Annotated in this window: 10 protein-coding genes; 7 read left to right on the top strand and 3 right to left on the bottom strand. The window is 35.1% G+C overall.

Translation table 11 applies throughout. The features are described 5' to 3' along the window. Positions 1-11: 11 nt before the first annotated feature. Together JCM10512_RS23035 and JCM10512_RS24790 are read right to left on the bottom strand one after the other, a co-directional pair. A complete protein-coding gene (locus JCM10512_RS23035) occupies positions 12-227 on the bottom strand; it encodes a hypothetical protein (protein ID WP_200869090.1) in 216 nt (71 codons plus the stop codon). After that, the gene (locus tag JCM10512_RS24790) at positions 178-378 is read right to left on the bottom strand and encodes a helix-turn-helix domain-containing protein (RefSeq protein WP_200869089.1); all 201 of its coding nucleotides are present in this window, start codon (positions 376-378) and stop codon (positions 178-180) included. Before JCM10512_RS24790 ends, JCM10512_RS23035 begins: the two co-directional genes overlap by 50 nt. 140 nt (positions 379-518) lie before the next feature. On the opposite strand from JCM10512_RS24790, the gene JCM10512_RS21880 reads away from it, so the two are divergent. Genes JCM10512_RS21880 through JCM10512_RS03970 form a run of 3 tightly spaced genes read left to right on the top strand, consistent with a single transcriptional unit; the run spans position 519 to position 1,683 of the window. After that, positions 519-773, top strand: a complete 255-nt coding sequence (locus JCM10512_RS21880; RefSeq protein ID WP_081741211.1) for a CHC2 zinc finger domain-containing protein — start codon at positions 519-521, stop codon at positions 771-773. Continuing rightward, the gene (locus JCM10512_RS03975; protein WP_044160639.1) at positions 754-1,149 is read left to right on the top strand and encodes a hypothetical protein; all 396 of its coding nucleotides are present in this window, start codon (positions 754-756) and stop codon (positions 1,147-1,149) included. The genes JCM10512_RS21880 and JCM10512_RS03975 overlap by 20 nt, the downstream gene beginning before the upstream one ends. Before the next feature lie 45 nt (positions 1,150-1,194). Beyond that, a complete protein-coding gene (locus JCM10512_RS03970; RefSeq protein WP_148298256.1) occupies positions 1,195-1,683 on the top strand; it encodes a hypothetical protein in 489 nt (162 codons plus the stop codon). Positions 1,684-1,834: 151 nt separating this feature from the next. Here the strand turns inward: JCM10512_RS03970 and JCM10512_RS03965 are convergent, their stop codons facing one another. Further along, on the bottom strand, positions 1,835-2,173 hold the full coding sequence (locus JCM10512_RS03965; protein WP_262482587.1) for a helix-turn-helix domain-containing protein: 339 nt from the start codon (positions 2,171-2,173) through the stop codon (positions 1,835-1,837). 213 nt (positions 2,174-2,386) lie between these two features. Between JCM10512_RS03965 and JCM10512_RS22695 the strand changes: the two genes are divergently transcribed. The 4 genes from JCM10512_RS22695 (at position 2,387) to JCM10512_RS21155 (ending at position 10,944) form a co-directional block, all read left to right on the top strand. Next, positions 2,387-2,599: an HU family DNA-binding protein gene (locus tag JCM10512_RS22695; RefSeq protein ID WP_044160876.1), complete on the top strand. Its 213-nt coding sequence runs from the start codon at positions 2,387-2,389 to the stop codon at positions 2,597-2,599. 477 nt (positions 2,600-3,076) lie between these two features. After that, the gene (locus JCM10512_RS21165) at positions 3,077-4,897 is read left to right on the top strand and encodes a hypothetical protein (protein ID WP_052517086.1); all 1,821 of its coding nucleotides are present in this window, start codon (positions 3,077-3,079) and stop codon (positions 4,895-4,897) included. A gap of 3 nt (positions 4,898-4,900) precedes the next feature. Continuing rightward, entirely contained in the window at positions 4,901-6,106 is a 1,206-nt protein-coding gene (locus tag JCM10512_RS21160) for an RHS repeat domain-containing protein (RefSeq protein WP_052517085.1), read from the top strand. Positions 6,107-6,114: 8 nt separating this feature from the next. Continuing rightward, positions 6,115-10,944, top strand: coding sequence for a DUF6443 domain-containing protein (locus JCM10512_RS21155; protein WP_052517084.1), 4,830 nt, complete (start codon positions 6,115-6,117; stop codon positions 10,942-10,944). Positions 10,945-10,953 lie beyond the last annotated feature (9 nt).

Below are 10,953 nucleotides of genomic sequence, written 5' to 3'. Positions count from 1 at the left end.
ATTTATGATTATTACAACGCCGCGATATTTTTAGAAAAGAAATCTTTAAACTTCTTATTGGTCAGCATTTTGTCGATTAACTTGAAGATTGTCTGCTTATCTTCATCATCAAGTTGCTGTATCATCTTCATTTGCTCGATGGTTGATTTATCCTCGATTGTTACCTCTTTGGGTATCTCACCCTCGAAATTTACCAGCTGGTCGATAGCATATGGAAAATTGCGCAATTTTGTTGATTGCTTCGATAGATAAATCCCTGTCTCCCGTCTCTACCCTCGAATAATTAGAACGGTGCATCGAGATCAGGTCAGCAACCTCCTGCTGTGTATATCCTTTCTCCTCTCTGATCTTTCTTATGTTTTTTCCTATATGTTCCATATTACGATGATTTATATATGCAAATGTATCCATAAATCACATAATTGCAATATGTGCGTATTTGATAGAATTAAAGTTGTTTTAATGATACATTTATTTTACTTTTGTGATATATCAAATAAACACAAGTCTTTTTAGATATGGATATACAGGATATCAAGCAAGATTTACGCCTTTCCCGTTTGTTGGAATCGTACGGACTGCACCCCGATAATAACAACCGTTTGTGTTGTCCCTTTCATCGCGACCGTACACCCAGTCTGCAGGTCTATCCAGAGACCGATACCTGTTACTGTTTCAGCAGCAACTGCCAGACCCACGGCAAAAGCATCGATGTGATTGACTTTATCATGTACAAGGAAAATATCAGCAAACATGAAATACAAAGGTGGTAATGATCTTGCTGCTGCTTCAGTAAATTATTTAAATTCAATGTATGGCAATGGAGGTGCAAATGTTCTTGATGCTCTTATAGGTTCAACCAATAGCTTTAATATGAAGAATCAACTTCCAACAGATAAAAATGGTTATGTAGTTGATGCGATGCAGTATGAGGAGTCTGTGTCAGGCGGAGGAGACATATATGCTGGAATCATTATGAATAATAATGTTAGTGCCTATCGCAAAGTAGAAGAAACATCCCATGAATTGTTTCATGCATATCAATATGAAAATGGACAAGGAGGAGCAGTTTCTTCTTTCAAGACAGGGGCGAAAAAAATGCCTCCGGCATGTACAACAAATATCCTCAAAGAAAGCCAAATCAAATAAATTCATTATTGAAACCGTTATATCCACTTTTAAAATAGTTGATTTATGAAAAGAATCTTTTCATTGTCATTCCTTTTTTATCAATTTGTTTGTGTTTTTTCCCAGAGTTGTATCAATAATGACTCTATTCCTATGCTGCTTGAGATAGATAAGAATTATAAGGCTCAAAAAAAGATGATGATAGCTAATAGTGAGATTTTTGACACTTTGAAGATTTCATCTAAGGTTATAGTAAACTTTGAATATCCTTTAAAAGATACTTCGTCTGTAATCGAAGTAAAATCCATAGAGATAATAGACTTGAGAATTTATAAGATCAAAAATGAAAAACATATCTTTTTTGCAACATACCCCAATAAAAAGGCTATGTATAATAATGAGTCTTTTGTGATTGAGTTAGTTAAGAGTAAGTTGCGTTATTGGTATAGATATCAGCCTTACAAGTTGATGTTAGGAAAAGAATTCTGGGGCAATAAAGTGGCTCTTGTTGCTACTTTTTATATGATTCCTTGTAAAGGCTCTATTGAGCTATAATTTGATAAAGTATGCTTAGCAAGTTTGTGTTTCGGTCTACCCGAAACTAAGTAGATAACAAATCCTGTTGGTCTTACTAATCAGCGGGATTTTTTGTTCGGATTTGGCTCAAATTGCTATATCTGATTACCAGCGTTTTAGTAGGTTAACTTTATAGTAAAGTTAACCTACTAAAACGCCATATTCTTTTGGAAGAACTCTCTGTTTTTTTATTGGTCAGCATTTTGTCAATCAGCCGGAAGATAATCTGCTTGTCCTTCTCATCCAGTTGCTGTATAAGCCTGATTTGCTCGATTGCACTTTTATCCTCGATGACCACTTCCCGTGGAGTAATCTCTTCGGGATTGATCAGTTCATCCACTGTGATATTGTACAGCCTGGCCAGCTTCTGCAGTTCCACTACCGATAGTTCCCGGAATCCGTTTTCCATTTTGTTGTAGTTTGAAGGATCACCTGCAAAAGTATGTGAGTATACATAAGCCTTCCATATAGTGATGTCCAGTAAACAAAAGAAAGATTTCCACTGCAGATTATTACATCTTTAAGTACACAAATTAATTCATAGAACTATAGTATTTCTTTCAAAGAAGTATAGTTCGATGAAAGATTGACTATAGTCTTTCTTTCGTAGGAGTATAGTCCTACGAAAGAATTCAGGCAAAGCAGCCCACTATTTTTCGAATAACTAGAAAATAAGTATAACATGAGTATATATTACGATCTTTACAACAGTGGTAATCCACTTAAGAAGGAAAAAAAACAGCCGCTTCACGCCCGCGTCATTCCCTCAGGGACTATCGACGCCAAGAAATTTATCGGACTGGTATCCAATACGAGTGATTTCGACCAAACCACCATAGAAGGATACCTACAAGACATCGCAGACAAATTACACCATTGGCTGATAAAATCCTAGATAGTAAAAAGCCGGAATAATGATTAGAACCACCCATTATCAATGAATTGCATAGACAAATGCGACTACATTACCCATGCAGATTTCATACGCGAAACAGAAATTCGCTGTAACAAAGCAATCAAACTATTGAATCGTTTCGGGCACAAGGAGCCATCCAAAGAGACAGTGGAGGAAGAACTGTTGTATAAATTCAAAATGTTTTATCCAGTTTGCAATAGGCTTCTTGTGGCTCTATGGTCTTATTATGATTGTGTTATATAACATGGTCGTATATTTTTATTTAATTAAAGGTTGGGCTATATTTGAAAATATATCCTTATAGAATATACTTTTTAGAATTTTCCATGTTTTCGTATAAGTGTTTTTTGTCTATCGCTAAATATTATTTGTAATAATGACTATTTGTTTTGTTGAATGCAGCTTTTCAAACTTAGGGTTGTTATAATTTAGTAAAAACTTTTAAGAAGACTAATTATGAAAATAAACACACACATTTTAGCTTGGATAGCAATATTTCTATTGTATCAAATCATGATAGAAAGTAGTTCTAACTCTATTTCTGCTCAAAGTTTTATTCCAAGTTCTTTTTCTAACTACTATTTTTCACCTCAAAATCTGGGCTTTTCAACCCCACAGACTGCGGAACTCATTAAGTATAATAAAGCAAGTGTTGATTATTATAATGGTCTCCTTGATTTGGAGATTCCAATCTTGGACTTCAAAAATAGCTCCTTTAGTGTTCCAATTACATTAAAATACTTATCTGATGGCTTCAAACCTGGTAGACGACCTTCTTTGATAGGTAACAACTGGGGCTTAAATGTTGGAGGCGTAATAACAAGAAATGTATTTGGTAGTCCGGATGATGTAAAAGGATATAAAGAGACAAGAACGACAGGTAAGTATTTGTTGGACGGTCTTTTAGTTGCTATTAGAAATAATACGTATAGATATTATGCTAAAACTGAGCTATATGATCTGAATATAGCAACAACGACTGCTGGCAATCCTTATGTATCTGGGGATATTGAATATGATTATGCACCAGATATTTTCAGTTTTTCATTTGGCGAACATAAAGGTTCTTTTTTTATTGGAAACAATGGGCAAGTTGTATTGTCGCTAGGTGATGGATATAAAGTAGATATCAGCGGTATGGCGATTCAGGAATACTCAACAACAGCCTCTCCTGCAAATTCTATTATTAAAATTATAACTCCTGACGGGTGCGTTTATGAATTTGGTGGAGACACATCTTATTTAGAGTATAATATTCCTAATAATCCTAGTGGGATGAAAATAAACCCTGTTCAGATAACTTCTTGGCACTTGAAGTCGGCGTATAATGCAAATACAAAAAAGACAATGTACTTTAAATATAAGAACTATGAACAGAAAAATAAATATAACTTATTCCTTTTAGATGCTTTTAACCAGTCTACAATTAGAGTGTGGCAACATCCAAATTACTCGGGAAATTATCCACCTACATCCTTTAGTAGTGATATAAGTAAAAAACAAATTTTGGTAGAAGATAAACTATTGACACCGATACTTGAAAAAATAACGATAGATAATATAGAGATTAAGTTCAATGTGGGAAAATTTCCAGTTTCATTTTGGGGAGAAGATAATGTTTCAGATTTGTTGTATCTAGAGGATATAACGTTGACATCTAGTGGCTCTTTGGTAAGAAAAAGTTCTTTTGATTATTTAAGGAATGGGAGATACTTTTTCATGAAAAGCCTAAAGATTAATAATCAGAGTGCAGCCCCTGAAGTGTATCTTTTCGATTACAACCTTAATAATACAAGACTACCCGAACCTTTGACAATAGCTACTGATCATTGGGGGTTTTGGAATGGTGGTTATGAAACGAGTGAGGAGGCTAGAACGTATCTCATTAATGTAGATAGAAGAAAAACTGTAAATATAAATACGTGCAATCTGACGATGCTGAATAAAATTACACATCCCACCAAGGGAGAGACTCTAATAATTTATGAGCATAATCGATATAATTATTGGAAAGTAAAAAGTGAGAATTCAATATTGTGGAAGACGAACTTTAGCCAAAATAGCATACCTTGCGGAGGGGTTCGAGTGAAAAGTATAACTGACTGCGACTTATTAAGTAATAAAAATATTGTTCGTACATTTAGCTATATTAGCCCTGATGAAAAAACTGGTAGCGGGATAATTGGAGTTTTGCCCAAATATATGATGCCTGTAGAAACTATAGAATACTTTAACGTTGAAGCGACGTATAAAGATAAGGTCGTTCGCGAGGTATGAACTATGAGTAGCAATACGCTAGGGCGCTTGCATAATATTTCTGAATTTCATATTGGTTATAGTGATGTCGTTGAAACTTATAGTGACAAAAGTAGAATTCTTTATCATTTCTCATCATTAATAGATATACCAGATGATGAAAATATTCATGGGAAAATAACTCAGAGTAGCTCGATCAATCGATCGTTTAATCAAGTCCAATTATTAGATAAATTTGGATTATATAATTCTAATGATTTGTCCACATATAGAGGTCGATTGATTAAAAAGACTGTCTATTCTGGCTCCCAACAGAAGTTGTCAACAGAGTCATATTTGTATAATACAAATGAGGCGAAAAATAATTATGAGATTTCGATATTATCTACTTCCATAGGGCTTTCTGCGAATCGCTTGTATACTACTCCATGCCGGCTTGTTGAAGAAAGTCTAGTAGATCAAAATCAAATAGTGGTCACAAAGAGCTATTCATATAATGGTAAAAATTTAATTGCAGAGAAGAAAACGGTGAATAGTAATTCTGATACATTACTATTATCATATTTTTATCCATTTGATAACTCTGGGATAATAGTTGGAGTCCATAATATTAGTGATTTAATAAGGCTAAATATAATAAATGAACCTGTTGTTATTGTCAAGTCTATACGAAAAAAAAACACTAAAAACATACAAGTACTGTCTGCCATTAAATATGATTATAAAAATAATAATAATCAGATATGGAAGAGAAGTTTAGCGGAATTAGAAATAAATAGTTTATTGAAATTTGATAATACTGTAATAAATAATAATTTTGAGGTAAAGGAGGAATATTTAGATTATGATGAATATGGAAATATAATTCATCTTATGAAAAATGGACTCGAAGAATATGTATTTCTCTGGTCATATAATGGTCAGTATCCTGTAGCAGAAATAAAAGGGGCTACTTATGCAGAAGTCAGTCAAGCTCTTGGGGTCACTCCGAAATCATTATCTAAAGAATTGACTCCTAAAATGGATTTAATAAATTCGTTACGTACAAAACTTCCCAAAGCGTTAATAAATACGTATACCTACAGGATATTTGTTGGTGTGGAGAGTATGATTGATCCATCGGGTAAGACTACGACATATCAATATGATTCTTCTGGTCGTCTTTGGAAAATTAAAGATCATAGGGGTCGAGATATTGAGGTTTATCAATATAATTATCTTAATAAATAAAAAGAATTATGGTAAAAATAAAGAGCCTATTTTTCTTAATGATGATTCTTCCATATTTTATTTCATTTATGTATTGTCAAAATACTCAACAAGGAATGTCTCGTGCTAAAAGGATCGATATTGTTAATGCTACATTTGTTTATAATGACATCCAGAATACCGAAAGGCTTTCCAATGACTATGTTGGAGAACCTGCAAACGAAGCGTTTTATGCATTAACATTCTTTGTGAAGTCTACTTTAAGGATAAGAGCAAATTTTATAGATGATCTTTCTTCTGTTTATATTTATGTGCTAGATGCAAAGGGTAAATGTATTTCGAAGTTTCATAAAGCTGGCTCTATATCAGTAGATTCAGGAACTTATTATGTTGTTGTTGAAGGGACTTACAAGAATGGGAATATATTAACAGAAATAGATGTTTTAGCTGATATATTGTTGCAGGAAACAATAATTGATGTAGGTTATATTAGCAATAATTTTTCCAGTTATAGCCATACGCAGGACACTAAAACAACAGGTAAAGGGTTTGTCTGGGAACCACAAACCTCCACGAATGACGTGTTTTATAAATTTACATTAAATTCTCCTATGGAGCTTGTAATGACCCATGCTGGCTCAGAACTAAGTAATACCTATCTCATTCTGATGATGTCTTCAGGGTATATAATAACTCACACCTCTGAAAATAGAGATTGGGAGGATCAAACGACTTTCGCATCTACTTTAAGGTATAATCTTAATAAAGGGACATACTATGTTGTTTCTTGTGGTAAAACAGATAATGGAAAAATTACTACAACAATAAGGCGTCCTCGAACACTTTTTGAACTGGGGAATTACAATGATAAGTTTGTCTATGAAAACACTCAAGATACTAAAAGAACCTCAAATTCATATATTCCTCCTCGTTGGATATGGGACGCTTCTCCTAATGATGTTTTTTATCGTTTCACTTTAGATGCTCCTATGGACGTTTTTGTTGAGAATCAATCTGAACTGAAGTCAACTCGAATTTTTCTCATAGAGGAGAGTCCTGAAGTTGATGTTCAACATCAGCCTATAATATTGAAAGGGGGCGAGTCACCCTATATTGGGGATGGGAGTGGAGTTTATAGCCTTCTAAAAGGTACCTATAATATCATAGTAGAGGGGCATTCGGATAGTCAAAATAATATTCATAATGGATTAATAACAACGTTTATTCGAGGTATGCCATGCGAAAGAGTTGAAAAGAATTTAGGCGATATAACTACTCCAGGTTGCACAACTGTTGGAATTGATACTAGAAGAACATCTAATGCATATGGAAACCCTTTTTGCAATGATATATATTATAAATTTGAACTAAGCAGGCAAATGGATTTCCTAGCATCTCTTGGACAAAATTCAGAACTTGATTGTGTCAATATGTATCTTTTAAATCAGTCTGAGGCTCTTATTTCTTTTTCAAATGATTCTCTGTTGCACGTTAAAGATTTGCCAAGAGGGATTTACTATTTTGTAGTGGAGGGTACAAATGGAGATGGAAATATCTCAATTGAGATGAAAATATCAGGTCTTTTTGATTTAGTTGATCCCACAAAGAATAATAGCAATAATTATGTTCTTACACGCATTTATACTGATGAAAAAGGGAAAGAATCTCGTCTAAAAATGGAATACTTTGATGGATTAGGGAGGCCTTTTCAGAGTATTCTAGTGAGAGAATCTGCGATGGGAAATGACCTTGTTAGCCATAAGGAATATGATGGCGTTTCTCGGATGTATAAAGAGTGGTTACCTTGCGTTACGACGAATTCAACGGGGTTACCTGTTCCTGTTGAGATCCTTGAAAGCTTATCACCATCTCTTTACCAAGGCGATTCGCAAGCTTATTCGGAAATAATTTATGAGGCTTCTCCTTTGAATCGTATATTGGAACAATTTGGTCCTGGAAACGCCTGGCGATCTGGTGCACACAGTGTTAAGAGTATGCATTTGACAAATATTGTAGATGTGGATACCCTCAACTGTATTTATTACACTGCGACCTATGAGAATGATACAATATTTCATCTCAATAAGGCAAAGAGCTATGATACTGGATCACTTTATGTTATTCGGGTTGAGAACGAAGATGGAGATATTTCTTTTGAGTTTAAGGATAAATTGGATCGGTTAATACTCAGCCGCCAGATGAGGTGTGATGAGGGTGGTAGTAGTAGTCATGACACTTATTACATATATGATGATTTTGGTAACCAGACGGTAGTTCTTCCCCCTGAAGCATCAGATATGCTTAAAACGGGTAGTAGTACGAACAGTTGGAAAAGTAATGCAATTATATTGCAAAAGTATGCATACTTATACAGATACGACCATCGTAATCGCTGCATAGCAAAGAAGCTCCCAGGATGTGATTGGATACTCTATGTGTATGACCACAGTGACCGACTCGTTTTTTCTCAAGATGGCAACCAACGTATAAAAAAGGAATGGTCTTTCAGTATTTCTGATGTTTTTGGTAGAGAATGTTTTACTGGAATATGTATGAATGTGATGAATGCTTTCTCTAATCATTTAGATAAGATTGTTGTAAAAGGTGAGCGATCTGCTGCGGGATCTTATAAGGGATATTCTCTTTCTGGAGTGACTTTGGTTGTCCCAACAATACTTGCTTTTAACTACTACGATGACTATCAATTTATGGATGAAAGTGGAATATTGGAGAATACTGATGCTGAAATAATGTATGAGGGAGCGTACGAAAAAGAAGGATTTGGCAAACGCTATACGGCTAGTGCTAAAGGGCTTCTGACAGGAACCCTGATCGGTCAACTTGATAACTTTGGCTTAACATCCACTTATCTTTATTCAGTGATGTATTACGATGACTGTAGTAGGCTGATACAGACAAAATCCAACAATCATTTAGGTGGTTTTGAGAAAGAATATGTTGGCTATAATTTCGTGGGGCAGCCGATTAAGAGAATGCGCACCCATTCAGTTAGTAATAATATTCATTCGGAGCTTTATACTTATACTTATGATCATGCAGGGCGGTTACTAACCACCAAACATCAATATCAAAAAAATAATGATAGTGCTCTTTCCTCTACTTTAGTTGACAATAAATACGATGAATTGGGGCGTTTAGCTATTAATCAACGTAATGGACAAGAGGAATTAGAAACGTTGTATACTTACAATGTTCGTTCATGGGTGAAAAGTTTAGATAATAGTCTATTTAAACAAACGTTGTTCTACACAGAAAAGCGCCCCAACGGGACGAACACCCCGTTTTATAATGGTAATATTTCCGGTATGGATTGGCAATCCAATGATAGAAAGCAGCGTGGCTATGACTTTGCTTACGATAATCTTTCTCGTTTGACGCAGGCCTCTTACCTGGAAGATCATGCTCGCTGCACTAAGTTTGATACCTCTTATAGTTATGATAAACATGGTAATATGTTGTCATTACGTCGCAATGGGAATAAGGGGACCTCCACCTATGGCGAAATCGATAATCTTACTTTGTTCTACTGCGGCAATCAACTACTCAAAGTGGATGATTCAGCTGCTAACCCTAGTCTCTCTATGTCAATGGATTTTAAGGATGGTGTTAATCAGGATAATGAATATAGTTATGACAAAAACGGAAATTTAACCAAAGATTTAAATAAAGGGATAAATAACATTTCATATAATTTCTTAAATTTGCCAAGACGGATAAGCTTTAGCGGGGTGAACAAGCCGGAGACTGAATATGTTTATTCCGCATCAGGTGCTAAGCTATCAGCCATTCACCGTTCCTCTACAGAGAAGCGAACCGATTATATTGGTAATATGATTTATGAGAATGGCTCTTTGAAGCGTATCTTGGTCGATGGTGGATATATTGAAAGTGGACAATACCACTTCTACCTCTGCGACCACTTGGGAAATAACCGTGTTGTGGCTAAGGCAGATGGCTCGGTTGTTCAAACGAATCACTATTATCCTTATGGAATGACATTTGCTGAGAGCACCTTTACAGATAAACAGCCTTATAAGTATAACAATAAAGAATTGGATATGGAGAATGGTCTGAATTTATATGATTATGAAGCTCGTCAGTTAGACCTAGGTGTTCCGAGGTTTACTACGATAGATCCATTGGCGGAAAAATATTATTCGATTTCACCGTATGCATATTGCGCGAATAATCCGCTGAGGTTTATGGACCCGGATGGAAGGGATGTATGGGAAATCAATCAAAATGGTGAAATTGTTAATCGTATTAAAGATAAGACTCAGGATGCTTTTTATAAAGTTGACAGTGAAGGAAAAAGGCTGGAGGGTGACGGTTCTTCAATGGTGTTTGCGTATGGAACTATCAAAAGTCAAAGAGAGGTTACTATAAACGTTGAGGATGCAAATGGCAATATAAATAAAGAAACTATAGCTATATTTGAAGTAAAAGGCGATGAGAACGCCTCTAATTTGTTTAATTTCATAATCAGTCCTGAAACAAATAATGTTGAATGGGGTCTTGTTCAAGTAGGAAGTGCAAAAGCTGGTTTAAACCTTCTTGGAACAATGCAAGAAAAAACTCATTCAGGTATGGGTTCATACGCATTAGGGTATGGATACACCATTAGAAAAAGTGATCATAATCACCCTAGTGGTTCTACAACTCCTTCTGAGTCTGATGTCAATAATGCAAAAGCCATTAGTGATATATTTCCCAAAGCGCAGTTCAATATTTTGGGGTACCCTAATCAACCGATCCCATTTAATAAAAATTCGCCATATATAAAACCGGCATATCCAGGAGCCAAACATGGAAAGAGACAGCCGGGAAAAACATGGTAAAATACAATA

Origin of the sequence: Bacteroides reticulotermitis JCM 10512, from assembly GCF_000517545.1 — a bacterium.
In the GTDB taxonomy this organism is placed as follows: Bacteria; Bacteroidota; Bacteroidia; order Bacteroidales; family Bacteroidaceae; genus Bacteroides; species Bacteroides reticulotermitis.
Note: the sequence above shows the minus strand (reverse complement) of the source record. Positions and strands in the feature narration are given on the sequence as shown.